The sequence below is a fragment of the Enterobacter cloacae complex sp. SHL020 genome, assembly GCF_049236945.1.
Lineage (GTDB): Bacteria > Pseudomonadota > Gammaproteobacteria > Enterobacterales > Enterobacteriaceae > Enterobacter > Enterobacter dykesii.
On sequence record NZ_JBMKJF010000006.1, the window covers coordinates 75,525 to 100,550 of the forward strand.

Annotated in this window: 26 protein-coding genes and 1 pseudogene; 11 read left to right on the forward strand and 16 right to left on the reverse strand. The window is 54.0% G+C overall.

Annotated elements, in window-relative coordinates; genetic code table 11:
* Positions 1-30 precede the first annotated feature (30 nt).
* Entirely contained in the window at positions 31-597 is a 567-nt protein-coding gene (mntP, locus tag ACOTZB_RS15550) for a manganese efflux pump MntP (protein WP_421627704.1), read from the forward strand.
* On the opposite strand, the gene rlmA is transcribed toward mntP, so the two are convergent.
* The 7 genes and pseudogenes from rlmA to mgrB all read right to left on the reverse strand — a co-directional run bounded on the left by rlmA (position 594) and on the right by mgrB (position 5,825).
* Entirely contained in the window at positions 594-1,409 is an 816-nt protein-coding gene (gene rlmA, locus ACOTZB_RS15555) for a 23S rRNA (guanine(745)-N(1))-methyltransferase (protein ID WP_421627706.1), read from the reverse strand. The two genes, mntP and rlmA, sit on opposite strands and share 4 nt — an antisense overlap.
* 65 nt (positions 1,410-1,474) lie before the next feature.
* Complete coding sequence (gene ftsI / locus ACOTZB_RS15560) at positions 1,475-3,193, reverse strand: peptidoglycan glycosyltransferase FtsI (RefSeq protein ID WP_421627708.1); 1,719 nt, start codon at positions 3,191-3,193, stop codon at positions 1,475-1,477.
* Between the two features lie 219 nt (positions 3,194-3,412).
* Positions 3,413-3,622 carry a transcription antiterminator/RNA stability regulator CspE gene (cspE, locus tag ACOTZB_RS15565; protein ID WP_001062678.1) on the reverse strand — a complete coding sequence of 70 codons (210 nt, stop codon included), beginning with the start codon at positions 3,620-3,622 and terminating at the stop codon, positions 3,413-3,415.
* A 13-nt stretch (positions 3,623-3,635) separates the two neighbouring features.
* Positions 3,636-3,780 (reverse strand): annotated as a pseudogene (locus ACOTZB_RS15570) (DUF2627 domain-containing protein).
* A 525-nt stretch (positions 3,781-4,305) separates the two neighbouring features.
* Positions 4,306-5,295 (reverse strand): MBL fold metallo-hydrolase, encoded by a 990-nt coding sequence (locus tag ACOTZB_RS15575; RefSeq protein WP_421627709.1) that lies wholly within the window; start codon positions 5,293-5,295, stop codon positions 4,306-4,308.
* A gap of 21 nt (positions 5,296-5,316) precedes the next feature.
* A complete protein-coding gene (locus tag ACOTZB_RS15580) occupies positions 5,317-5,607 on the reverse strand; it encodes a YebO family protein (RefSeq protein WP_008500484.1) in 291 nt (96 codons plus the stop codon).
* 74 nt (positions 5,608-5,681) lie between these two features.
* Entirely contained in the window at positions 5,682-5,825 is a 144-nt protein-coding gene (gene mgrB, locus ACOTZB_RS15585; protein WP_006175995.1) for a PhoP/PhoQ regulator MgrB, read from the reverse strand.
* A gap of 161 nt (positions 5,826-5,986) precedes the next feature.
* Between mgrB and ACOTZB_RS15590 the strand changes: the two genes are divergently transcribed.
* Complete coding sequence (locus tag ACOTZB_RS15590; protein ID WP_023312207.1) at positions 5,987-6,226, forward strand: YobH family protein; 240 nt, start codon at positions 5,987-5,989, stop codon at positions 6,224-6,226.
* 68 nt (positions 6,227-6,294) lie between these two features.
* Here the strand turns inward: ACOTZB_RS15590 and kdgR are convergent, their stop codons facing one another.
* On the reverse strand, positions 6,295-7,086 hold the full coding sequence (gene kdgR, locus ACOTZB_RS15595) for a DNA-binding transcriptional regulator KdgR (protein WP_023312208.1): 792 nt from the start codon (positions 7,084-7,086) through the stop codon (positions 6,295-6,297).
* Positions 7,087-7,265: 179 nt separating this feature from the next.
* Here kdgR and ACOTZB_RS15600 point away from each other — a divergent pair, with 179 nt between their 5' ends.
* Entirely contained in the window at positions 7,266-8,639 is a 1,374-nt protein-coding gene (locus ACOTZB_RS15600) for an MFS transporter (protein WP_023312209.1), read from the forward strand.
* Between the two features lie 50 nt (positions 8,640-8,689).
* Here the strand turns inward: ACOTZB_RS15600 and htpX are convergent, their stop codons facing one another.
* The 4 genes from htpX to ACOTZB_RS15620 all read right to left on the reverse strand — a co-directional run bounded on the left by htpX (position 8,690) and on the right by ACOTZB_RS15620 (position 13,113).
* Positions 8,690-9,571 (reverse strand): protease HtpX, encoded by an 882-nt coding sequence (gene htpX / locus ACOTZB_RS15605; RefSeq protein ID WP_014884290.1) that lies wholly within the window; start codon positions 9,569-9,571, stop codon positions 8,690-8,692.
* Between the two features lie 193 nt (positions 9,572-9,764).
* Positions 9,765-11,813 carry a carboxy terminal-processing peptidase gene (gene prc / locus ACOTZB_RS15610; RefSeq protein ID WP_029741991.1) on the reverse strand — a complete coding sequence of 683 codons (2,049 nt, stop codon included), beginning with the start codon at positions 11,811-11,813 and terminating at the stop codon, positions 9,765-9,767.
* A gap of 19 nt (positions 11,814-11,832) precedes the next feature.
* The gene (gene proQ, locus ACOTZB_RS15615; protein ID WP_014884292.1) at positions 11,833-12,519 is read right to left on the reverse strand and encodes an RNA chaperone ProQ; all 687 of its coding nucleotides are present in this window, start codon (positions 12,517-12,519) and stop codon (positions 11,833-11,835) included.
* 96 nt (positions 12,520-12,615) lie between these two features.
* Positions 12,616-13,113 (reverse strand): GAF domain-containing protein, encoded by a 498-nt coding sequence (locus ACOTZB_RS15620; protein WP_047652307.1) that lies wholly within the window; start codon positions 13,111-13,113, stop codon positions 12,616-12,618.
* Between the two features lie 132 nt (positions 13,114-13,245).
* Between ACOTZB_RS15620 and yebS the strand changes: the two genes are divergently transcribed.
* The 4 genes from yebS to ACOTZB_RS15640 all read left to right on the forward strand — a co-directional run bounded on the left by yebS (position 13,246) and on the right by ACOTZB_RS15640 (position 18,997).
* A complete protein-coding gene (yebS, locus tag ACOTZB_RS15625) occupies positions 13,246-14,529 on the forward strand; it encodes a membrane integrity lipid transport subunit YebS (RefSeq protein WP_023312213.1) in 1,284 nt (427 codons plus the stop codon).
* Complete coding sequence (locus ACOTZB_RS15630) at positions 14,498-17,131, forward strand: PqiB family protein (RefSeq protein ID WP_047652308.1); 2,634 nt, start codon at positions 14,498-14,500, stop codon at positions 17,129-17,131. The genes yebS and ACOTZB_RS15630 overlap by 32 nt, the downstream gene beginning before the upstream one ends.
* Before the next feature lie 77 nt (positions 17,132-17,208).
* Complete coding sequence (rsmF, locus tag ACOTZB_RS15635) at positions 17,209-18,651, forward strand: 16S rRNA (cytosine(1407)-C(5))-methyltransferase RsmF (protein WP_421627712.1); 1,443 nt, start codon at positions 17,209-17,211, stop codon at positions 18,649-18,651.
* Between the two features lie 106 nt (positions 18,652-18,757).
* Entirely contained in the window at positions 18,758-18,997 is a 240-nt protein-coding gene (locus ACOTZB_RS15640) for a YebV family protein (protein WP_262770487.1), read from the forward strand.
* A gap of 34 nt (positions 18,998-19,031) precedes the next feature.
* Here the strand turns inward: ACOTZB_RS15640 and pphA are convergent, their stop codons facing one another.
* A complete protein-coding gene (pphA, locus tag ACOTZB_RS15645) occupies positions 19,032-19,676 on the reverse strand; it encodes a protein-serine/threonine phosphatase (RefSeq protein WP_421627713.1) in 645 nt (214 codons plus the stop codon).
* Between the two features lie 166 nt (positions 19,677-19,842).
* Between pphA and ACOTZB_RS15650 the strand changes: the two genes are divergently transcribed.
* The gene (locus ACOTZB_RS15650; RefSeq protein WP_421627714.1) at positions 19,843-20,784 is read left to right on the forward strand and encodes a VirK/YbjX family protein; all 942 of its coding nucleotides are present in this window, start codon (positions 19,843-19,845) and stop codon (positions 20,782-20,784) included.
* Positions 20,785-20,959: 175 nt separating this feature from the next.
* On the forward strand, positions 20,960-21,856 hold the full coding sequence (locus ACOTZB_RS15655; protein ID WP_126330129.1) for a benzoate transporter: 897 nt from the start codon (positions 20,960-20,962) through the stop codon (positions 21,854-21,856).
* 440 nt (positions 21,857-22,296) lie between these two features.
* Here the strand turns inward: ACOTZB_RS15655 and ACOTZB_RS15660 are convergent, their stop codons facing one another.
* Genes ACOTZB_RS15660 through yobA form a run of 3 tightly spaced genes read right to left on the reverse strand, consistent with a single transcriptional unit; the run spans position 22,297 to position 23,894 of the window.
* Positions 22,297-22,635 (reverse strand): YebY family protein, encoded by a 339-nt coding sequence (locus ACOTZB_RS15660; RefSeq protein WP_039263646.1) that lies wholly within the window; start codon positions 22,633-22,635, stop codon positions 22,297-22,299.
* Positions 22,636-22,651: 16 nt separating this feature from the next.
* Positions 22,652-23,521, reverse strand: coding sequence for a copper homeostasis membrane protein CopD (copD, locus tag ACOTZB_RS15665; protein ID WP_421627715.1), 870 nt, complete (start codon positions 23,519-23,521; stop codon positions 22,652-22,654).
* A 1-nt stretch (position 23,522) separates the two neighbouring features.
* Positions 23,523-23,894 (reverse strand): CopC domain-containing protein YobA, encoded by a 372-nt coding sequence (yobA, locus tag ACOTZB_RS15670; RefSeq protein WP_421627716.1) that lies wholly within the window; start codon positions 23,892-23,894, stop codon positions 23,523-23,525.
* Positions 23,895-24,031: 137 nt separating this feature from the next.
* Between yobA and ACOTZB_RS15675 the strand changes: the two genes are divergently transcribed.
* Positions 24,032-24,262, forward strand: coding sequence for a DNA polymerase III subunit theta (locus ACOTZB_RS15675; RefSeq protein ID WP_008500465.1), 231 nt, complete (start codon positions 24,032-24,034; stop codon positions 24,260-24,262).
* A 110-nt stretch (positions 24,263-24,372) separates the two neighbouring features.
* A complete protein-coding gene (locus tag ACOTZB_RS15680; RefSeq protein WP_421627717.1) occupies positions 24,373-25,023 on the forward strand; it encodes a nitrilase-related carbon-nitrogen hydrolase in 651 nt (216 codons plus the stop codon).
* The last annotated feature ends 3 nt before the right edge of the window (positions 25,024-25,026 follow it).

Here is a 25,026-nt window from a genome sequence, read left to right on the forward strand (position 1 = left end):
CATATGGATATCCCCGGTCTGGACGCTGTTATGAATATCTCCGCTACGATCCTCCTCGCTTTTGGCATGTCCATGGACGCATTTGCTGCTTCCATCGGAAAAGGCGCCACGCTCCACAAACCTAAGTTCTCAGAAGCCCTGCGTACCGGCCTCATTTTTGGTGCTATCGAAACGCTTACGCCGCTTATCGGCTGGGGATTTGGCATGCTCGCCAGCCAGTTCGTACTGGAGTGGAACCACTGGATTGCCTTCGTACTGCTGGTGTTTCTCGGTAGCCGAATGGTGATTGAAGGTTTCCGCGGCGGTGATGATGAAGAAGAGGAGCCGCAGCACCGCCACGGATTCTGGCTGCTGGTCACCACGGCGATTGCCACCAGCCTTGATGCGATGGCCGTCGGTGTCGGTCTGGCATTCCTGCAGGTCAATATTATCGCCACCGCGCTGGCCATCGGCTGCGCAACGCTGATTATGTCCACGCTGGGCATGATGGTCGGACGGTTTATCGGCCCGCTGCTGGGTAAACGCGCCGAGATCCTGGGGGGAATTGTGCTGATTGGCATTGGCGCCCAGATCCTCTGGGCACATTTCGCCGGTTAATCTTCGCGCTGCCAGACGTGGATACTGAAATCCGTCTGGCAGTTAAATGTAGAGTGTGTAGCTAGCGCTTCCCATACTTCTGGTTTTGCCCGCCATGCGAACGGCGTCATCTGCAGCAGCGCGGTGGCCTCTTCGCCTTTCAGCGTCATATCATACGCCACGGTTTGCTCCTGCTTAAGGGTAAAACCGGGCAGCTGTTCAGAATGAGGTGCATGCAGACGCACTTCGTCGTAGATCAGCCCTTTCAGTTCCATCAGATGACGCGGGCCCGGCGTAACGGTGACTACCCATCCGCCCGGTTTCACCACGCGAGCCAGCTCTTCCGCCTTGCAGGGCGCGTAAATGCGGATAACCGCATCCATGCTGGCATCGTCAAACGGCAGCCGGTGGCTGGATGCCACACAGAACGTCACGTCAGCGTAACGCTTTGCCGCCGCGCGAATGGCCGCTTTCGACACGTCCAGACCGAATGTCTGTGCGCCCTTCCCACGAGCAACCTCTGCAAACCGTGCGGTGTAGTACCCTTCTCCGCAGCCGATATCGAGCATGGCGGTGGCTGAACCCGCCAGAATGTCATTCAGCAACTGCGCGACGGTCTCCCGCAGCGGCAAATAGTGCCCGGCATCCAGAAACGCACGACGCGCCTGCATCATCTCTGCACTGTCGCCTGGATCGCGGGAGCGCTTATGCTGCACGGGCAGAAGATTCACGTAGCCTTCTTTTGCCACATCAAACTGATGCCCCTTCGGACAGGTATAGCTTTTATCTGAATGCGTCAGGGGGGCGTGGCAAAGGGGACAGCTGAAGGACATGGTGACTCCGGAGCATAATCAAAGGGCGAAGTGTACCGCTATTCGCCCTGGTTATAAACGCCCGGTTAACGCATAACGATAAGGTGATCGGAGCCCGCCGGTAACCCGTCAGGTTTCACATTCTCCAGACGCAGCACGTTTCCCATAATCTCACTGAAGACAGGCGCGGAAACGGCCCCGCCGTAGTAGGCCCCATTTTGCGGATCGTTAATGACCACCACCAGGGCAAAGCGCGGATCGCTGGCGGGCGCAACGCCGGCCGTATAGGCAACGTATTTATCGACGTACTTCCCGCTGTCGTCAATTTTCTTCGCCGTACCGGTTTTCACCGCCACCCGGTAATCGCGAACGGCGGCCTTAACGCCCCCGCCGCCGGGTAGCGCAACGCTCTCCATCATGTGCTCCACCTCGTGCGCAATCTCTTCCGGCATGGCGCGGCGCCCGATAACGGGTGGATCGATACGCGTAATCGAGAGAGGTCGCTCAAGCCCGAAGCCGCCAATCGTGGCGTAGACGTGCGCCAGCTGGAGCGGCGTCACCATCAGCCCGTAGCCGAAGGCAAAGGTCGCACGATCGAGCTGGCTCCAGTATTTACGATTTGGTAACAGCCCCGCACTCTCGCCCGTTAAGCCAAGCCCCGTATTCGTGCCAAACCCAAAGTTTCGATAGGTATCAATAAGATGCTGGACAGGCATTGCCAGTGAGAGTCGGGACACGCCGGTGTCGCTCGATTTTTGCAGGATCCCGGTCATCGTCAGTTCAGGATAATAGCCCACGTCGCGGATACGATGCCCGTCAAGGGTATACGGGTGCGTGTCAATCACGCTGTCCGGCTGGACCAGCCCCTGCTGCAGTGCCGTCATCAGCACCAGCGGCTTGACCGTCGAACCGGGCTCGAACGTATCGCTGATGGCGCGATTGCGGAAGTCGTTTATCGTCGCGCCTTCCCGATTATTTGGATTGAAATCCGGATAGCTCGCCATGGCGAGTATTTCCCCGGTTGGGATATTAATTAATACCGATGCCCCAGACTCGGCCTTGTTCCAGACCACGGCGTTATCGAGCGCATCTTCGGTGATGGTTTGCAACCGCTCGTCAATACTTAACTGGATGTTATGCGCCGGTGCAGGCGCCACTTCCGTCAGGTTTTCAACCACGCGACCGTAGCGGTCTTCCCTTACCTGCCGCACGCCCGGCTTACCGGTCAGCTGAGCGTTAAAGCTTTTTTCCACGCCTTCAATGCCCTGCCCGTCAATATTGGTGAAGCCAATCAGGTTCGCTGCCACATGGCCAGCAGGATAAAAACGGCGGGATTCATCGCGTAAATTAATGCCGGGCAGATTCAGCTTATCGATCCACTTCGCCTGTGCGGGATCGACCTGACGGGCAAGATAAATAAAACGCCCATGCGGGTTGGCGTTGATTCGCGCCGAAAGTGAGCCCAGGGAAAGATGCAGCGCATTTGCCAGCGCCTGCCAGCGTTCGTCAATGCCAACGCCCCCTTTTGCAAGCACCGTTTTAGGATCGGCCCAGACGGCCCGGACGGGCACGCTCACCGCCAGGGGGCGACCTTCGCGATCCATTATCATGCCGCGCGGCGCATCAATCGCCAGCTGGCGGAGGGAGCGCATATCTTCCTGCTTCACGAGACTGTCAGGCTTGATGATTTGCAGCCAGGCAACGCGGCCCAGCAAAAAAGCCAGACTACAAAAAATAGCTAAACAGAGCAGCACAAAACGCGCCGGCGTGAAATTGCCAGCGGTCGTTATCAATTTCTTCTTCACCTGAACCCCAGGACTGTTAAACAACGCCCTGATTTAACGGGAAAATATGGGTTTAAGGTGGCAAAACAGTGCTACTAACCTCGCAGCTTTGCAACAAGTTACTAACAAGACCGCGAATGGTAATATTTTGAAAGATAAAGGACATAAAAAAGCCCCGCGTTATGCGAGGCTTTATGTCTGAGATTGAAGTGCCAGGCGCTTCAGTCAGCAGCGGTTCGATCAGATAGCAGTTACGTTAACTGCAGCTGGGCCTTTCTGGCCGTCCTGAATTTCGAACTCAACGTTCTGGCCTTCAGCCAGAGTTTTGAAGCCGTTACCCTGGATTGCAGAGAAGTGTACGAACACGTCTTTGCTGCCATCAGCAGGAGTAATGAAACCAAAACCTTTAGACTCGTTGAACCACTTAACTTGACCTTTAATCTTTGCCATTTTGCAAAATTCCTTAGAGTGTTTTCTTAGCCCGCAGGCATTAACTGAGATAAAACTGAGACATTACTGCATGAGGCACTAATATAAGGTTCGGCAGAGAAGCGGTATTCAACGACAACGTGTTTACTCAGGACTTCTTTACTGAAAATGCCACACATAAACAGAACTGTACCTCGTTTGACCCAAAACGTGTTATCACACACTATGTTTAATATGGCAAGCCATTTTTAAACATGTCTCGATCCGCCGCACAAATTCGAACAGTGCCTGTCAGGTTTTGCACAATTATGCGCATCACTTACAGACAGCTCTGCTGCGTAACAAAGACCCAGCGTTGCTTTCACAAGCGCTGTAATCTAAGACTTTTTTAACATAGCTCAATCATTACGAAGCGTCCAGCAACCGGGAAAAGAAATCTTACGTCCTGATTGGGTTAGAACAATTTGTGAAAACTTATGCTTAAATCATTGTAACGCGACCAAATTGTTTCAGAGAAAAAACACTGTTAATAACCCGCCGCGAACTGTATTAAAATGCACCAACTAATAAACAGTGTTATGCACCAAAATAATGAAATTTTTATGACTCTGCATCAAAAGAAGGCAAGCAAAACGTTTCGATAAAAATAAAACATTCCTTCACGGGTTTACAAACAGAATATATGCACTACTTTATCGCTTCGTTTATAAGGATAAATATTCACCAACTTTCAGTATCCTGAAAGAATGATTAACTGGTGCTAAATTATCTAGCGCTTCAGTTAACTCTCGCACAGGTTCATCGAGGGCTTCATCTGCCAGTTCAAACACGCCCCAGTGAATGGGAAACGCCAGAGGACAGCCCAGCTGCTGCCACAATGCCACCGCAGATTGCGGATCCATATGATGGACAGCCATGAACCATCGAGGGGCATAGGCACCAATCGGTAACGCGGCAGCATCGATATGGCCCAGGCGTTCAGGTATCAGCAGCAGCTCAGGCGAATACCCCGTATCTCCGCTGAACCAGAAACGATGATGTCGACCTTCCATAACCCAGCCGCACCATAATGAGCGATTGCGGTTCCATGGCGTGCGCATACTCCAGTGCTGTGCCGGTACGGCAGTCAGCGTCATCCCCTGCCAGGTAAAGCTCTGCCACCAGTCGAGCTCAACCACGCGTTTAGCCCCCCGGCGGCGAAACCAGTCGGCCAGGCCCAGCGGAACAAAAAAACTGACATCGGGAAAGCGTTTGAGAATACGGCGAATGGTCGCATCATCAAGATGATCGTAATGATTATGGGAGATGACGACCGCATCAAGCTGATTGAGTTGATCGACCGACAGCGCGGGAGGCGTTTTGCGCTGTGGTCCCAGGAAAGGAAGTGGAGAAGCGCGCCGTGAAAAAACCGGATCGGTAAGGATGATATTGCCGTCCAGCTGCAGCATTACGCTCGCGTGTCCCAGCCACCACACCCCATCTTCATGAGGTTGCGTAAGCTCAACCGGTTGCCACCACTGTTGGATAAAGTCTTCATAACCCAGCGCGGGTGGCTTCGGTAAACCGGCCTCTTTACGCGCTTTGCGCCAACGGTCAAGGTCGCCGGGTTGATGTCCGACAGGATCGGTATTACGAAAACCGTTCGGGGTGTGATGTTTCAGGGAGGGGTCATACCAGGGATTTTTCCAGACCACAGCCACCTCCCGGACAAAAGATTAACGCTCAGCCACCAGGCGGATAAAGTCGTCTTCGTCTTTGTTATCTTCAGCGACCGCGTCTTTCGGCGCGTCTTTCTCTTCCGGTTCGTTAGCCTCACACAGACGGCGTAGCAGCGCATTCTGACGTTTTTGCTGATCGAGCAGCGCTTCCAGTAGTTCAATCTGCTCGTTAGTACGGGAGCTGGCGCGGTTCACAAAAAACCAAATGACCAGGCCCACAAGCAGAACAACCAAAGAAATCATCAGGGATGCCATATTCAGCAGCCCTGAATTCAGTAACTCACCCATTTCACCACCTCAATAAAAACGTCTATTTTACCACTGGCGCGAAGGAAGGAAATCACCTTGAGAAAAAATGCGTATTACCACGGAATAAACTTATTGATTGCGCAAACGCCGCTAAAAAACTGTACATCCTGATCGCACATCACATTGATCGTCTGCGTCCATAACACCACGCATGCTATCAGCACGATAATCAGAATTACCCAGCGTATTTTTTTCACTCCAGACTCCGTCTAAAAACCTGATGTAACAAGGTTATCATGCTTATCTTAAACAGGGACTAACTGTACCGCCATCGCGCTTTTTTCAGAATCCTGCACTTGTTTCATGGTGTAAACCGTTTACGCTAGCATTATGATAACAACGACAAAAGAGGTTAATGATGCGCTTCATCATTCGAACAATTATTGCTCTGGCCATCGTCTGGATTGGCCTTCTGCTCACGGGTTACGGTGTGCTAGTGGGAAGCACCGAAAACGCAGCCGGGTTAGGGATTCAATGTAAATATTTAACGGCACAGGGCGTCAGCACTGCGCAATATCTGCATACTGACAGCGGGATCGTTGGCTTGACCAACTGTCCGGTTCTGCGAAAGACATCCGTCGTGATTGATAATGGCTAATCGGCCGGTGACATGGCTGATATAAAAAACGCCGCAAGAGATGCGGCGTTTTTTTATGCGAGCAGAGATTAAAACGGGTAGTCGTGATAGCCCATTTGTTCAGAAATCTTACGTGCGGCAGTGTGCAGAATAGCCACATACTCATGCAGGCGCTCTTCGGAGAAGCGTAAGGTTGGGAAGGAGATACTTAAGCCCGCGATCACCACCCCAAAACGGTCAAACACCGGAACGCCGATGCAACGCAGCCCCTCCTCCTGCTCTTCGTTATCTTCGCCATACCCCTGCTCGCGTACGCGATCGAGCACCGTTAACAGCGCGTCCGTGCTGGTAATGGTTCGTGAAGTACTTTGCTTGTATTCCACGCCTTCGAGGATCTGCTTCACTTCCTCACGATCGCGCCACGCCAGCAGAACTTTACCAATGGCGGTACTGTACAGCGGGTTGCGGCGACCAATGCGCGAATACATGCGCAGATTGTACATGGAGTCGATTTTATGGATGTAAACAATGCTGTCTTCATCGAGCGCACCGAGATGGATGGTCTCTTTAGTCAGGCGAGAAATTTCTCGCATCTGAATATCAGCGCTGCGGATCAGGTCAACATTCTGCAGCGCACGGGCACCCAGCTCGAACAGTTTCAGCGTCAGAGAATATTTTTCAGACTCGCCTTCCTGGGCAACGTAGCCCAGCGACTTCATGGTTTGCAAAAAGCGATATACGGTGCTTTTAGACATCATGACGCGCTGCGACAACTCTGTAATACCTATTTCACGCTCTTCCCCCAGCGCCTGTAAGATGCCAAACACCTTCAGCACGGAAGAAACAGAATCTGGCTGTTTATCCAAATCCGCAATAGCCATTTACCACCTCATAGAGAGTGTTTTATAAAAATCAGAACCGGTTTTTATTATAAGTTCCCGTCATGTCACCTGCAATCAATCCGCGTTTACTTCGTTACAAATCTGCGACATATCGCGGCTGTAACAATGCTAAAATAGTTATCCTGAGAATAATTTCACGCTGAGCTTTTTTAATCCTAATGGAAAAAACCCTTTCCGATGGCCTGCCATTACCCCAGCGGTACGGCGCTATAGCGACCATCATTATCGGTATCTCAATGGCCGTCCTTGACGGCGCAATCGCGAACGTTGCCCTGCCAACCATCGCCAGCGACCTGCATGCCTCTCCCGCCAGTTCGATATGGATCGTCAACGCCTATCAGATTGCGATTGTGGTTTCCCTGCTCTCGTTCTCTTTCCTGGGCGATATGTTCGGTTACCGTCGGGTCTATCAGTGCGGTCTGGTGGTTTTCACCTTCACGTCGTTGTTATGCGCCCTTTCAGATTCACTGCATACCCTGACGCTTGCCCGCATTGCGCAGGGGTTTGGCGGCGCGGCGCTGATGAGCGTAAACACGGCGTTGATCCGCTTAATTTATCCGCAGCGTCATCTGGGGCGCGGAATGGGGATAAACTCGTTTATTGTCGCCGTCTCTTCCGCCGCCGGGCCTACCATTGCGGCGGCGATCCTTTCCGTTGCGTCATGGCAATGGCTGTTCGCCATCAACGTGCCGCTGGGTATCGTCGCTATATTCTTTGCCCTGCGCTTTCTTCCTGCTAACGGTCCCAAAAGCACCATGCCGCGCTTCGATGTGGCGAGTGCGGTGATGAATGCCCTGACCTTTGGCCTGCTGATTACGGCGCTGAGCGGCTTTGCGCAGGGACAGTCTCTGATGCTTACCGGCGCGGAGCTCATCGCCCTGCTGGCGATCGGCTTCTTCTTTGTTCGCCGCCAGCTCACTCTCCCCGTGCCTTTACTGCCAGTCGATCTGCTGCGTATTCCCCTCTTTTCCCTCTCCATTTGCACGTCTGTCTGCTCGTTTTGCGCCCAGATGCTGGCCCTGGTTTCTCTGCCCTTCTTTCTGCAGAGCGTGGTAGGCCGTTCAGAAGTGGAAACCGGCCTGCTGTTAACCCCCTGGCCGCTGGCGACAATGGTGATGGCTCCGCTGGCAGGTTACTTAATTGAACGCGTCCATGCAGGTTTACTGGGAGCATTGGGGCTGGCGGTGATGGCGACAGGCCTTTTCGCGCTTGCTCTGCTACCGTCATCGCCAACGGATCTGGACATCATCTGGCGCATGATCCTGTGCGGCGCGGGGTTTGGCCTGTTCCAGTCTCCTAACAATCACACCATTATCACCTCCGCCCCGCGCCATCGCAGCGGAGGTGCCAGCGGCATGCTGGGGACCGCACGCCTTCTGGGACAAAGCAGCGGCGCAGCGCTGGTCGCCCTGATGTTTAACCTTGCCGGACAAAACGGCAACCATGTTGCGCTTCTCACCGCAGGTGCCCTTGCTTCCCTCGCGGCGGTCATCAGCGGCCTGCGGGTGACCCAGCCCAGGGTTCAGGCATAAAAAAAGCCGGGCGGAGTATTCTCCTGCCCGGCTTATTAGGGTTCTTAGCGTTACTTCAGGTATTCCCCACTGCGCAGCGCTTCGATACGTTTATCCAGCGGCGGGTGAGACATAAACAGCTCGCTCAACGATTTGGATTTACCGTTAATGCAGAAGGCCATCATGCTGTTCGCTTCCTGCGGCTCGTAGCTGGTTTTCAGACGCTGCAGCGCGGCAATCATCTTCTCACGACCAACCAGCTTCGCCGAGCCGGCATCCGCGTGGAATTCACGGTGACGGGAGAACCACATGGTGATGATGCTGGCCAGAATACCGAATACCAGCTCCAGAACCATCGACACGGCAAAGTAAATCAGCGGGTTGCCATTGCTCTCTTCGCCTTCGTCACGGTTGCCACCCATAAAGCCTGCCGCGATCTGCGCCAAAATACGGGAGATGAAGATCACGAAGGTGTTCACCACGCCCTGAATCAAGGTCATGGTCACCATGTCACCGTTTGCGATATGGCTGATTTCGTGGGCAATAACCGCTTCGGCCTCGTCACGGCTCATGTTCTGCAGCAAACCTGTACTGACGGCAACCAGTGACGCATCGCGACGGGCGCCCGTGGCGAAAGCGTTGATGTCCGGGGCATGATAAATCGCCACCTGCGGCATGGCGATCCCGGCCTGTCGGGATTGCTGAGCCACCGTATTCATCAGCCACTGTTCCATATCGTTACGCGGTTGTTCAATAACCTCACCACCCACCGATTTCAGTGCCATCCACTTCGACATCAGCAGGGAGATGAACGAGCCACCAAAACCAAACAGCAGCGCCATAATCAACAGACCCTGAACGCTGCTCGACTGAATTCCTGTCAGGCTTAGCACGAGCCCGAAAACCACCATAACCGCCAGGTTGGTGAGCAGGAAGAGCGCGATTCGCATCATAATTTTCTTTTTACCTCAGTTTAACAAAACGCACTATGCGATTACCCACATCGTATGGGTATTGCGGCTATTTTCAAGCATCCGGCGGGCGTAAGTCACCAGAAAGACACAACTTTACACAATTGGAAATCTGGCTGACGGAAGGATGCAGAACAAAAAGAAACAGGCACAATTTCTTGTGCCTGTTGGGAGGTTATTTTGCCGGAGCGGGCTGTACGGCAGGTTTCTCTTTTTCCTGATTCGCCAGGTCGAGAGCGATATGCACCGTCTCGTCCAGATACGGATCCGGCTCCTGGTAATCTTTTGGCAGATCGTCCAGTTTCTTAAGCAGAGGCTTACCTTCGCGCTTGAAGCGATCGTTGATACGCGCCAGGCGGGTTGCATCGTCTTCGTTGTTCTCTTTCTCACGCTGAGCGTAGTTAAGAGAAACGATATTCCGCTTATCTTTCAGGGCATTGAACCGTGCAATGTCCTTCATGATGTACTGGAACTCCGGATCTTTCGCGATACGGTCGTTATGCGCTTTCAGCAGTTCAGGGCCAAATTGCGTCATATCACCCGCTTTCACGTAGGTCGCGGCATTGATGCTGTCCCACGGCAAGGCGTTATCTTCAAACTTCTCGCCGGTTTCGGTCTCTTCCGTGCCTGTCGGCATCATGATGTCCGGCGTTACGCCCTTACGCTGCGTACTGCCGCCGTTCACGCGGTAGAATTTCTGAATGGTGTACTGAACCGAGCCCAGCGCAGGCCATTCCGGACGCAGCATCTGATCGTAAATACGATTCAGAGAGCGATACTGCTGAACGGTACCTTTCCCGAAGGTTGGCTCACCGACGATCAGCGCGCGGCCATAGTCCTGCATTGCAGCGGCAAAGATTTCAGACGCGGAAGCACTGAAGCGGTCAACCAGGACCACCAGCGGGCCTTTGTAGTAGACCACACCGTCGTTGTCGGCATCTTCACGCACTTTACCGTTGTTATCGCGCACCTGAACCACCGGGCCAGATGGAATGAACAGACCGGAGAGTGAAACCGCTTCCGTCAGCGCCCCGCCGCCGTTACTGCGCAGGTCGATGATAATGCTGCTGACGTTCTGCTTTTCAAGCTTCTGCAGCTGAACCTTCACATCGTCAGTCAGCCCCACGTAGAAGCCAGGAATATCCAGAACACCCACCTTCTCTTTACCCACGGTTTTCACCGACATTTTCACCGCGCGGTCTTCCAGACGGATACGCTCGCGGGTCAGGGTAACGATACGGGTTTTGGTGCCTTTACCGGCAGGCAGAATTTCCAGACGAACCTTGCTGCCTTTCGGACCTTTGATCAGCGCGACCACGTCATCGAGACGCCAGCCGATCACGTCGACCATGTTCTGGCCTGTTTGTCCTACACCCACAATGCGATCGCCTACGCTAATCGCTTTGCTTTTGGATGCCGGGCCACCCGCGACCATGGAATTGATCACCGTGTAATCATCGTCCATCTGCAGCACCGCGCCGATACCTTCCAGAGACAGGCTCATCTCGGTATTGAACTGTTCGGTGTTGCGTGGAGAGAGATAGTTGGTGTGCGGATCGATTTCGTGCGCAAAGGCGGTCATCGCGAGTGAGAAAACATCCTCACTGTTGGTCTGCGCCAGACGACGAATGGCAAATTTGTAACGACGCGTCAGCGTGTCACGGATCTCTTTTTCGTCTTTGCCCGTCAGCTTAAGGCTCAGTTCGTCGTATTTAACTTTACCGTCCCACAGCGCGTTCAACTCGGCTTCATCTTTCGGCCAGGGTGCTTTACTGCGATCCAGATTAAAGGTGTCAGTACCGGTGAAGTCCATCGGACGTTCCAGCACTTTCAGCGCGTACTGATAGCGTTCAAAGCGGCGCTTTTGCGACAGGTTGTAGAGATCGTAGAACAGATCCAGCTTGCCTGAACGCAACTCGTCACCCACCTCGGATTTGCGCTTAGCGAACTGCTCGACATCGCTGGCGAGCAAAACGTTATGGCTGTAATCCAGCAAGTTCAGATAGCGGTCAAAGATTTTGGCCGAAAAGGCCTGATCGAGATCGAACTGACGATAGTGCGAGCGGGTAAAACGTGAGGTCACGCGCTCGCTCACCGTCGCGTGCTGCGTCTCTTCCTTGAGCACCGGAATTTGATCAACACGCGTGATATCGTCCACTGCAAAAGCGTGACCTGTTATAGCAAACAGGCCCGCCAGCGCGGTGAGCTTAAAAAAAGTGTTCATGCCAGGCTTGGCCTCCGTTTCAGAACAACAAGTGTTCTGCGCGTACAATCATTGACATACCAGAAGTCAGCTGTACACGAACGCCATCTTTGGTGATTTCCAGTACGGTGGCGTCCATAGCATTGTTACCCGCTTTAACCTTCAGTGCCTGACCTACGCTCAGGGCGTTAATGTCAGAAACCGGCGTATGGCGCGGCTCTTCACGAGGGGCACGCGGGGCTTTTGCTGCTGGTTTGTCTGCACGCGGTTTGCGATCGTTATTATCGTGACGACGCGGCGCAGGGCGTGGTTTACGCTCACGACGAGGCGCTTCTTCCTGGCCGTTTGCCGCTGCGGCTTCGCGTTTTTTCGCCTGCTGTTCTGCACGTTGTGCCTGAACGCGTGCTTTGGCTTCTTCAAGCTGCTTACGCGCGTGCTCAACGTGCTGCTCGTCAAGCTCACCACACGGGTTGCCGTCGAGATCCACGCGGGTCGCGCCAGGTTTGATACCGTACAGGTAACGCCAGCTCGAAGTATAAAGACGTAAGGCGGAACGCAGCTGAGTTTTGCTGAGGTTCATTTCCCCTTCAACACGCGCCACCAGATCCTGAAAAATACCGACTTTCAGGGGACGAGCTTCACCTTCCGCGCTGAAGCACTGCGGGAAACGCTCGGCCAGAAATGCGATAACTTCTTTACTGCTATTCAACTTAGGTTGATTTTCCATGAAATTTCCTGATTACAACGGACGTTGCCAACAAGCGCAGGCATGAACAGGCGTCATTATAATGACGCTATCAGTAAATGCTACGTTATCCGTTGATTATCCTGCGACGCTCGCAAAGAATTTTTGATAATCGGTTGCAGCGAGTACGTTTTCCAGATTGGCCACCAGCTCGCGCAGCCCCTGTTCGTCCTCGGTTGTAAAGCGACTGAAGACCGTGCTGTCGATATCCAGAACGCCAATAATCTGATTTTTGACCACCAGCGGCAGAACGATTTCAGAATTACTGGCGGCATCACAGGCAATGTGTCCGTCAAACGCATGAACGTCTTCCACACGCTGGACCTGATTTTCGGCCACCGCCGTGCCGCATACGCCACGCCCTACCGGAATACGCACACAGGCCAGTTTGCCCTGGAACGGGCCGAGCACCAGCGTGTCACCTTCAAGGAGGTAAAAGCCTGCCCAGTTCACGTCAGAGAGACGTTCAAACAGCAATGCGCTAGTATTTGCCAGAGTGGCTAAGAAGCTGGTCTCACCCGCCATCAATGCCTTAAAATCGCGGTTAAGATCCGCGTAGAATTCTGTTTTGTTCATTATTCAATCACTTAGTTGTCTTACAAATTTACCGCATAGCCTATTAAAATAAGCATTAAATGCGCTCATGCTCAAGATGAATCCGTTCATGAGTTATTATAACTTTCAACAATACTTATTTGTGCGCAGCTGATGGCCTTAAAAACAACCAAAATTACGCCGACAAGAAAGATAACTGTCCATACGGTAAGCGAAGCTTTGCCACGTGCACATTATCAGCGTTGCCCCCAGTGCGATACGCTTTTTATGTTGCCGAAGATGAAATCGCACCAAAGTGCCTTTTGTCCGCGCTGCGACGCCAAAATTCGCGATGGCCGTGACTGGTCGTTGACCCGCCTCGCCGCTATGGCCGTCACCATGCTGCTGCTGATGCCCTTCGCCTGGAGCGAACCGCTGCTGAAGCTCTACCTGCTTGGCGTACGTATTGACGCCAACGTGCTGCAGGGGATCTGGCAGATGACCCGTCAGGGGGATCCCATCACCGCTGCCATGGTGCTGTTCTGTACCGTTGGCGCGCCGCTGGTGCTGGTCGCCGCCATTGCCTATCTGTGGTTTGGCAATATTCTCGGCATGAACCTTCGTCCGGTGCTGCTGATGCTGGATAAGCTCAAAGAGTGGGTAATGCTGGATATTTATCTGGTGGGCGTGGGCGTTGCGTCAATAAAGGTGCAGGACTACGCCTTTTTGCAGCCCGGCATCGGACTCTTTGCTTTCATCAGCCTGGTGTTGCTGAGCATACTGACGCTTATCCACCTGAACGTTGAACAGCTCTGGGAGCGATTTTACCCTCAGCGCCCCGCCACGCGTCCTGATGAAAATCTGCGCGTCTGTCTGGGATGTCACTATACCGGCTTGCCCGACGCGCGTGGGCGCTGCCCGCGGTGCCACATTCCGTTGAGACTGCGGCGCAACAACAGCCTGCAAAAATGCTGGGCCGCGCTGATCGCTTCTCTGGTGTTTCTGATCCCAGCCAATATGCTGCCGATTTCCATCATTTACGTGAATGGCGGGCGTCAGGAGGATACCATCCTCTCCGGGATTATCTCCCTTGCGCACAGCAACGTCGGGGTGGCGGCGATCGTCTTTATTGCCAGTATCCTGGTTCCCTTTACCAAAGTGGTGGTGATGTTTACCCTGCTCATCAGCATTCACTTTAAGTGTGAACAAGGCTTACGGACCCGCATTCTGCTGCTGCGGTTCGTCACCTGGATTGGCCGCTGGTCAATGTTAGATCTGTTCGTGATTTCGCTGATGATGTCGCTCATCAATCGCGACCAGCTACTTGCTTTTACAATGGGACCCGCGGCTTTTTATTTCGGCTCTGCGGTGATATTGACTATTCTTGCTGTGGAATGGCTGGATAGCCGCTTACTTTGGGATGCACATGAGTCAGGAAACCCCCGCTTCGCCGACTGAAGCGAGAATTAAAACAAAACGCCGCATTTCGCCATTCTGGTTGCTGCCCGTCATCGCCCTGATGATTGCAGGCTGGCTGATCTGGACGAGCTATGAAGATCGCGGGAGTACCGTCACCATTGATTTCCAGACCGCCGACGGCATCGTCGCCGGGCGAACGCCCGTTCGCTTCCAGGGGGTTGAAGTGGGTACGGTTCAGGACATCTCCCTTGGAAAAGGGCTGAACAAGATTCAGGTGCGGGTCAGTATTAAATCTGACATGCAGGATGCCCTGCGCAGCGAAACGCAGTTCTGGCTGGTCACGCCAAAAGCGTCTCTGGCCGGCGTGTCAGGGCTGGATGCGCTCGTGGGCGGTAACTATATTGGCATGATGCCGGGTAAAGGAGAGCCGCAGGATCACTTTGTCGCCCTGGATACACAGCCCAAGTACCGCCTCAACAACGGCGATTTAATGATCCATCTGCAGGCGCCGGATCTCGGTTCTCTGAACAGTGGCTCACTGGTCTATTTCCGCAAAATCCCGGTTGGCCGCGTGTATGATTACGCGATCAACCCGAATAAACAGGGCGTCACCATCGACGTGCTGATCGAGCGTCGCTTCACCAATCTGGTGAAAAAAGGCAGCCGCTTCTGGAACGTCTCCGGCGTGGATGCGGACGTCAGCCTGAGCGGTGCGAAAGTGAAGCTGGAAAGTCTGGCCGCGCTGGTGAATGGTGCCATTGCCTTTGACTCCCCGGAAAACTCAAGCCCTGCCACCGCGGATGACTCATTTGGATTGTACGCTGACCTGGCGCACAGCCAGCGCGGCGTGATCGTCAAACTCGCCCTGCCCGATGCTAAGGGGCTAAAAGCGGGTTCAACGCCGCTGATGTATCAGGGGCTGCAGGTTGGTCAGCTCACCAAAATGACGCTCAACCCGGGCGGCTCGGTCACCGGCGAAATGACGGTCGATCCGAGCGTGGTCGATCTCCTGCGCGAGAAAACGCGTATCGAAATGCGCAGTCCAAAGCTCTCCCTGAACGATGCCAGCCTCAGCACGCTGTTGACCGGCAATACGTTTGAGCTCATCCCCGGCGAAGGTGAACCCAGCAATAGCTTCGTGATTGCCCCGGCGGATAAATCCCTGCTGCAAAAGCCGGGCGTAGTGACCGTCACGCTGAATGCGCCAGAAAGTTACGGAATCGAAGCCGGTCAGCCGTTAATTTTACACGGCGTGCAGGTCGGCCAGGTGCTGGAGCGTAAGCTCTCCGCGAATGGCGTGACCTTCTCGGTCGCCATCGATCCGCAGTACAGCGACCTGGTGCACGGTGACAGCAAATTCGTGGTGAACAGTCGCGTCGATGTGAAGGTGGGACTGGATGGCGTGGAGTTCCTCGGCGCCAGCGCCAGCGAATGGGTTAACGGCGGTATCCGCATTCTGCCCGGCGATAAAGGCCCCGTTCGCGACAGCTATCCGCTGTATGCCAACCTGGAGAAAGCGGTTGAAAACAGCCTGAGCGATCTCCCTACCACCACGCTGACATTAAGCGCCGAGACGCTGCCGGACGTACAGGCAGGATCCGTGGTGCTGTATCGCAAGTTTGAAGTCGGGGAAGTGATCACCGTTCGCCCGCGTGCGGACGCGTTTGATATCGAACTGCATATCAAGCCGGAGTACCGCAAGCTGCTGACGCCAAACAGCGTCTTCTGGGCCGAAGGCGGCGCGAAAGTTCAGCTTAACGGTAACGGCCTGACCGTGCAGGCCTCCCCGCTGTCACGCGCCCTGCGCGGGGCGATAAGCTTCGATAACCTCAGCGGCGCGGGTGCGAATCTGCGCAAAGGCGATAAGCGTATTCTCTTCCCGTCCGAAACCGCCGCACGCGCCGTGGGTGGACAGATTACCCTGCACGCGTTTGATGCCGGCAAGCTGGCGGAAGGCATGCCAATTCGCTATCTGGGCATTGATATCGGACAGATCCAGAAACTGACGCTGATCACCTCGCGCAACGAGGTGCAGGCCACCGCCGTGCTGTACCCGGAATATGTGCAGACCTTCGCCCGCACGGGTTCGCGCTTCTCGGTGGTCACGCCGCAGATCTCGGCCGCGGGCGTTGAGCATCTCGACACCATTTTGCAGCCTTACATCAACGTGGAGCCGGGCCAGGGCAATGCCCGTCGTGATTTCGAGCTGCAGGAAGCCACGATCACCGACTCGCGCTACCTTGGCGGCCTGAGCATCGTGGTGGAAGTGCCGGAAGCCGGCTCGCTGAGCATCGGCACCCCGGTACTGTTCCGCGGCATTGAGGTGGGTACGGTCACGGGCCTGACGCTCGGTACGCTCTCCGACCGCGTGATGGTGGCTTTACGCATCAGCGAGCGTTACCAGCACCTGGTCCGTAATAACTCGGTATTCTGGCTGGCATCCGGCTATTCGCTGGACTTTGGCCTGACGGGTGGCGTGGTGAAAACCGGCACCTTTAACCAGTTCATTCGCGGCGGTATCGCGTTTGCCACGCCGCCGGGCACGCCGCTGGCGCCGAAAGCGCAGCCGGGTAAACACTTCCTGCTGCTCGAAAGCGAACCGAAAGAGTGGCGCGAATGGGGAACCGCCCTGCCGCGTTAATCTGCAAGGCTCCGGTGTCAACGCACCGGAGCCTTTATGTTACACTGCGCACCTGAACTTTTCCCTGTGGTGTGCCCGTGGCTCAAAACTCCGTATTTCTTCCTGAACAATTCCTGGCGCAGATGCGCGAGGCGCTTCCTTCTCACCTGTCATTAGATGATTTTATCGCCGCCTGCCAGCGTCCGTTACGCCGAAGTATTCGCGTCAACACGCTGAAAATCAGCGTCGAGGATTTTCTGGCGCTGGTCTCGCCGTACGGCTGGCAGCTTACGCCGGTACCGTGGTGCGCTGAGGGGTTCTGGATCGAACGCGATGACGAAGCCTCCCTACCGCTGGGCAGTACGGCTGAGCATCTTAGCGGCCTGTTCTATATTCAGGAAGCCAGCTCGATGCTGCCGGTGGCCGCCCTGTTCGCCGATGGCAATGCGCCTGAGCGCGTGATGGATGTTGCCGCGGCGCCCGGCTCAAAAACCACGCAAATTGCCGCCCGGATGGGTAACCACGGGGCGATCCTCGCCAACGAGTTTTCCGCCAGCCGCGTGAAGGTGTTGCATGCCAACATCAGCCGCTGCGGTATTCATAATGTTGCCCTGACGCACTTCGACGGACGCGTGTTTGGCGCCGCCTTGCCGGAAGCTTTTGATGCGATTCTGCTGGATGCCCCCTGCTCCGGCGAAGGGGTGGTACGTAAAGATCCCGATGCTTTGAAAAACTGGTCAGTGGAAAGCAACCTTGAGATCGCCGCCACGCAGCGAGAGCTGATCGAGAGCGCATTTCACGCGTTGCGCCCTGGCGGCACGCTGGTCTATTCAACGTGCACCTTAAACCGCGATGAAAACGAAGACATCTGCCTGTGGCTGAAAGCGAACTACCCGGAGGCAGTTGAGTTCCTGCCGCTTAACGATCTGTTTGCCTCAGCACAGGAGGCGGTCACCCCGGAGGGTTTCCTCCACGTGTTCCCGCAGATTTACGACTGCGAAGGGTTCTTTGTGGCGCGCTTGCGTAAAACGCAGGCGGTGGCTCCCCTGCCCGCGCCTAAATTCAAGGTCGGCAACTTCCCGTTTGCCCCCCTTAAAGGTCGCGATGCAGCACAGCTTGAAGCCGCCGCTAAAAAGGTTGGGCTGGTATGGGATGAGAGCCTGCATCTCTGGATGCGTGATAAAGAGATATGGCTGTTCCCGGCACAGATCGAGCCGCTCATCGGAAAGGTCCGTTTTTCGCGAATCGGGATCCGCCTGGCGGAAGTGCATAACAAAGGCTATCGCTGGCAGCATGAGGCCGTAATCGCCCTTGCCGGATGCGAGAATAACTTTGCCCTGACGCATCAGGAAGCAGAGGAGTGGTACCGTGGCCGCGATGTCTATCCGGACAGCACGCCATCTGACGATGAAGTGATAGTGACGTATCAGGGATATCCGCTGGGGCTGGCAAAAAAGGTCGGCTCAAGGCTGAAAAACAGCTATCCGCGCGAGCTGGTTCGGGACGGTCGGCTGTTTACCGGTAACGATCGCACGGATTGATAAAAAGCGCATTTTTTTACTGGCGATTTTGCTCTCCTTGTCTACGATCAAAAATGGGTGATCGCACTGGTCATACCAGATTTTGACAACCGACCCGGAGAGCACTATGACGAAAACCAACGTGCGTATTGGCGCTTTTGAGATCGACGACGCAGAGCTGCGCGGCGAAGCACAAGGCGATCGAACGTTAAGTATTCCCTGCAAATCCGACCCGGATTTGTGCATGCAGCTCGATGCATGGGATGCAGACACCAGCGTCCCGGCAATACTTGATGGCGAACATTCTGTCCTTTACCGCGAGCATTACGATAGTAAAACCGATGCCTGGGTCATGCGTCTTGCCTGACCTAAAGAGAACCCGCCCGAAGGCGGGTTATTTATTACTGCAGCTGCGCCAGCGTGAAGTAACCGTCGAAAACAGCCCCCGTATCAATGTAGTGAAGATTATTAAAATCGTATCTTCTGTCGAGGGGCGTATGCCCAAACCAGAAATGATCCGCGCCGCTGATGCCCTCTCCTTTGCCCACCATAAATTCCATCAGCCTGTCGCGGTTCCATAAGACGCGCTGGGCGCTAACCGGTTTTTGCCACCGGTATTCCGCGGCCGGATAATCAGCATGGGCAATCACATTCAGACCGTTCGCACAGGTTATCTCGATGATATGCGGTAAATCGCGACAGGCATCGAGCAACGACATGGCAAGCTGTTGCTGGTCGCGTTCAAGATGCGAAAACCACATTCCGCCATTCATCGTCCAGAGAGAAAAATCGTTATTATCCAGACTGTCGAGAGCCATTTGCTCATGGTTTCCCCGCACGGCACGAAACCATTTTTCATGAATTAACTGCAGGCATTTAACGCTATCAGGGCCACGATCGATCACATCCCCGACCGAAATAAGTAAATCCTCATACGGGTTAAAGTGACGGCGTTTAAGCTCATCCATAAGCCACTGGTAACAACCGTGTATATCGCTGACAACCCAGACGTGACGCCACATCCCACCTTCAATTCGTTGATACATAGAACCTCCTTTAAACAGTATAGCCGCCGCAGAAAAGGCGACAGACAGGCGCGGTCGTCACGAAGTGAAACAAACGGTAAACCAAACAGAAATAAAGATCCTCGCGCTATTAATCCCTTTTTATTGGCTCTTTAGAATAAGGGTATAAAAAAAGAGGGGTCATCACGTGTCTAATACGCACCTGCATAACGATGTTTTTTATCCGCATCGCACAAATATTATTTCCGAGCTGGTGAACGGCAAACGCGTGCCGGGGCCGATCTGGCGCAAACGCGAATATCGCCTGAAGTTCCTTTTACGCTCGCTTCTGTTCTGGTCTTCCACCCATCGCATGCTGGAAGCCCTTTCGGGGCGCGACGATTTTGACAGACTGCTGGCCTCTCAAATTACGTTGCCCAGCAAGACCCACCGACAGTATCTGATGCGCGGCCTGACGGCTAACGATCGCGCCGACGCTATCGTCAACCATTACTCCTGGGTTGATAGCCTGAAAGAGAGCGGTCTCGCTCAGGCCCTGAGCAGCCCACAGGAGCAAGCCGTTGTGCAGTTCCATGCCAAAGACGGTGTAACCTATACGGTCAATGCATCCTCTGCCGGGAAAGCCGAGCGCGAAGGCGAAAGCACGCTGTGGCTACGCGACAACGAGGATACGCTGCTGGCGAGTCTGACCTTTAGCGTCGCGCGCAGTAACGGTCAGCAAGTCATAGTCATCGGCGGGCTTCAGGGGCCCCGTCGCAGCGTATCGCGAGACGTCATTAAGCAGGCCACCCGCGCCTGTCACGGCCTGTTCCCTAAGCGCGTATTGATGGAAGTTCTTTTTCAGCTGGCTGCACAGTCATCTGTCCGGGCGATTTTTGCCGTCAGCGACGAGGGGCACGTTTTCCGCGCCTTGCGATATCGCCTGAGCAAAGGCCGCCATTTCCACGCCAGCTACGATGAATTTTGGGCATCACTGGACGGTAAAAAGCTTTCGGCCTTCTGCTGGCAGTTGCCGCTGCAAATGGAGCGTAAATCGCTTGAAGAGATTGCCAGTAAAAAACGTGCCGAATACCGCCGTCGCTTTGAGCTGCTCGATGAAATAGAGGCATCCGTTAAGTCCCATTTTTAAGCCTGGCTGGCGCCTTCGCCCACTGCATAGCGGATGCATTCTGTTTAAAAGAGGAATGATAAAGCAGTGCACTCTTGCGCAGGGCAAGTGCGCTCAGTTAGCATTGCGCGAAATGATACCGGCGAATGCGTTGGGAAAAGCGCAATGTGGGCGCAAAAAATGAGGGACTTCGGTAATGATCTATGACTGCTTCTTATATTACGATGAAGATATGCTTCTCGAAATCAGGCTGAACACGCTCGCGGACGTTGTCGATCGCTTCGTTATCGTTGAGTCAACGCATACCTTTACCGGTAAAAAGAGGCAGCTGCATTTTGACATTAATAAATACAGTCAGTTTAAAGATAAAATTATCTACGTTGTGCATGATAAAGAACCGATTACGAAAGCTGCTGAAGAATCTCATCCGGCCCGAGAAGTGATTCCGGGTCTGCCAGAGGGTATGGTGGTGGATGCGTGGGCAAATGAAGCCGCGCAGAGGAATGCCATCATGCAGGGTTTGACGCATGCCAACGATGATGATTTGATTTTAGTTTCCGATGTCGATGAGATATTTTCTCCCCAGGTGGTAGCATCGATAAATCCCAAAAAGCTCTGCACCACTATTTATCAGAATTTCTATAATTATCAGTTCAACCTGCAGGTTTTTAATACTGACAACACGCCAAGAAAATGCAAATTACCGCGAGCCACACAATATAAAAATCTCGTTAGTTTCTTTGGCGGCGAACCTGAATCATTCAGGAATCTTAAACGCACCCGAAGCGTTAAAAACTGGTCCTGGCTAAAGTGGAACTGGTTCAAGATTAACAACAGCATCATTGAAAATGGTGGCTGGCATTTCTCTTGGGTAATGACACCCGAGCGCATCTCAGAAAAAATGTCGACCATATCCCATACTGAATACGATCTACCTGAGTTTAACAACCCGGAACACATCATGAAGGTCATTAAAAACGCGGAAGATATCTGGGGGCGCGACAGGACGTTAATCAAGCAAGAGCTAACGGTTGAAAACTTTCCGGAGTACATTGTCCGCCATAAAGACAAATTCAGCGCGTTCATTATTTAACTTACGAGTTGCCCTTTCGCACCGCAGAGGGCGTTTGCTCAGCGGTCACTCTGCCACAAAATTTTAACAAAGATCCCAAAAAACCCTGGACGCACGCGGTCCTGAGTATGTTATGGTTTAGACAGGATATGGAAAGTTCGAGAAAGTTTCGGGTGATTTCGAGTCAACACCGAACAATGCTTTGAAAAACATACAGATAAAAAGAGACCGAATACGATTCCTGTATTCGGTCCAGGGAAATGGCTCTTGGGAGAGAGCCGTGCGCTAAAAGTTGGCATTAATGCAGGCTAAGTCGCCTTGCCTTTTAAGAATAGATGACGGCGCCAGGTTTTCCAGTCCGCAGCTAAAGCGGTCGGAAAAAAAGCGCCAGAGCATCATTAAAAGTGAAAAACCGCAGTGCTTTCGCAAGCATCTGCGGTTTTTTATTGGAAACCCGAACGTTAGCAGAGCTTGTCGGCGCGCTCAATAAACGGTGCCAGACTCATTTTTTGTCCCGGATGCGACGGGTCATCGATTTGAATAATGCTAATCGGCTGGCCGCTGCTCTTGCCGCTGGCTACCTGCTGCTCTGCGGTATCATTCAGCGGGTATTGCACCAGCGTGCTCGGGTTGATGGCATACAGCGCATGACCAGGACGGCAGGTCAGCATCACCTCTTCGCGATTGAACGCCCATTTGTCCTTACCCACTTCAAAACGACTCACGGTGATAACCTGCGGTGCGGCAAGCGCGCTCCCCGTACAGGCCAGCAATAAGAGAGAAAGTACTGTCTTTTTCATATGATATTTAACCTTGTCAGAAGGGTTCCCAGGTGGCAAACAGACTGACCGTTGCCAGCACCAGCGCTCCCAGCACCACTTCTGCCTGTGTCATCCTGATAAAAATCTGTTGTGCTCGCCCGGTCTCCGGACGAAACCGTGGCACCAGAAAATACCGATTTGCCAGCGCAATTACCACCATCAATGCCACCAGCGCACATTTGAACAACAAAAACTGCACGTAGCCAGCCTGCCAGGGAATATCGAGGCCCAGTATCATGAGTGCATTTATCACCCCGGAGAGCAGCACGCCCGCAACGGCGTAATGCCCCACGCGCGAGAAACGCATCATGGTAAAGATGGCGGCATTCTGCCAGCGCCCTTTCGCCAGGCGCATGCAGAACAGCAGAGGCAGTAACCCGCCGAGCCAGGTGGCGGCGCAGATCAGATGAATAGCATAATTAAGACGCTGCAACGCCCCCGTCGGACCGTCGTTCATCGCCGCGTGCCCTACCCCAGCCAGCAGGATAAGCTGTCCCATTGCGAGCAGCAGCAGCCGCGAACCTTTCAGCGGTGCGAGCCATGCTGCGCCGACCGTGATCGCAGCGAGTATAATTTGCCACAGCCAGACGCCGCCAAACTGTGTCCCCATCAGGCTGTGCCAGACTTGCGGGTTTACCGCATCTCCCCAGCCATTAGCCATCAATCCGCCCTGCAGCATAAACATCAGGACCGCTGCCGCAAGGCTCACTATGGCCGCCACTTTCTGCTGCGACTGGAATCGCCGGGACATCAGACGGTGGAGAGAGGAAGGCGCAAACCAGACGCTGTAAAGCGCATTGCCAAACACCAGCATCAGCGCCCCGAAATGGATAAAGCGCAACCCGATAAAACACAGCGCCAGCATGCTATTTCACGCTAAAGTGATAGCTGCCTTTGGTTTTATGCCCGTCTACGGAGACGACATGCCAGTCTACCTGGTACGTCCCTGACGTCAGCGTTTGTTCCAGCGGAACTGTGAGTTGCGCCTTGTTCTTTTCGTCGCGCGTGGCGGTTCCCGTTTTGATGACCTGCTTTTGTGCATCCGTCACCACCACACCGCTAAATCCCGGTTCGATGCCTTCTGAAAAATTCAGCGTAAGTGCCTGCGGAGCGCTCACCACGCTGTCCGCTGCCGGGCTCTGCTGTTTAAGATGTGCATGTGCCAGCACGGAGGGCGCCATCATTATCGAGGCTACGAAAACCAGTGCGCATACCGCGCGGGAGGTGGAGAAACCCATCGCAATCATTCCTTTTTGTTATGTCTGTATGCTAAAGAATAACGCTGTATAATAAACGAGTCGAGGATCATCCTGCCTCCGCTTGTCATCGTCGTGCAATCGCGGTAACGTTGCCGCCGCAGAAAAAGGAGAAGGTAATGAAGATCAATCTGGCCGCCCTTCCGCAGGACGAGATGGATAAAGTGAATGTCGATCTCGCTGCCGCTGGCGTCGCGTTCAAAGAGCGTTACAACATGCCCGTCGTGGCTGAAGTCGTGGAACGGGAACAGCCCGCCCATCTGCGCGACTGGTTTCGCGAAAGACTCATCGCCCACCGCCTTGCCTCGGTCAACCTCTCCCGTTTACCGTACGAGCCTAAAGTTAAATAAGCTTAACGAGTCGTTACACTTCCTTACGCTGAATCTGGCAGGATAAGAAAACCCTGATTATTTTAGGTGTATTCTTAAATCTCTGCGACTCAGTGTATAAGGAAGTCACGATGTCACATTGGAATATAGCGGCAGCCCAGTATGGCGGGCTGCATCAGACTGTGAATGACCATGTTAAGCACCACCTGCGCTTCATCGCCGAAGCAGCACGGCAGCGGTGTGATCTGCTGGTTTTCCCTGAACTCTCATTAACGGGCTCTGGCGCGCCGACGTTACCTCCCCCGCCCGATGACGCGCAGCTGGAGCCGCTGCTTAATGCAGCACATTTTTACCAGATTACCGTTATTGCAGGACTCCCCCTGGAGCAGAATGGCCAGCGCCAGAAAGGCCTTGTGCTGTTTTCGCCTGCTCGCCATCGCATTTTGCGCTATCCGCAAGGGCGCGGAGCCAGCCTGGTGCCGGGGGACAAGCACCTTAGCATCCTTGATGCACATCCCGATTCTCCCAATCTCGATCCCAGAGCAACGCTTGTTACCAGCTGCCAGTCGGTGGGGGATAATCGCTGGCGGCAGTCCATCAGTAACCTGCAGCGCTTCGCGCATAAATATGCCATTGCGGTGCTGATGGCGAACGCCTGCGGCGGCAGCGCGCTGTGGGATGAAAAAGGCCAGCTGATCGTGCGCGCGGATAAGGGCGAGCTTCTGGTGACCGGCACGCTCGGCGGAGAGGGTTGGCAAGGCGATATCATTCCTTTAGGCTAGGCG